Below are 246 nucleotides of genomic sequence, written 5' to 3' on the forward strand. Positions count from 1 at the left end.
GGCCAGATTCGCGGCCGTCAAACTTGTTCTCCGCCCGACACGGAGGCGCCGCGCCGTGGCAGCAATTGACCTGAACGTCAACCTCGGGGAGGGGCGTGCACACGACGACGCCCTGATGACCTACGCGACGTCGATCAACATCGCATGTGGCTGGCATGCCGGCGACCCGACCACGATGCACAGGACCGCGTCCGCCGCGCTCGCGCGCGACATCGCGATTGGTGCGAATCCGAGCTATCCGGGTAG

1 protein-coding gene is annotated in these 246 nt (G+C 66.7%); it reads left to right on the forward strand.

Annotated elements, in window-relative coordinates:
- Positions 1–55 precede the first annotated feature (55 nt).
- A partial coding sequence (locus AAEY88_RS15035) for a LamB/YcsF family protein (RefSeq protein ID WP_350563682.1) occupies positions 56–246 on the forward strand: 191 nt, incomplete at its 3' end.

Origin of the sequence: Psychrobacter sp. CAL346-MNA-CIBAN-0220, from assembly GCF_040309805.1 — a bacterium.
GTDB lineage: Bacteria > Pseudomonadota > Gammaproteobacteria > Pseudomonadales > Moraxellaceae > Psychrobacter.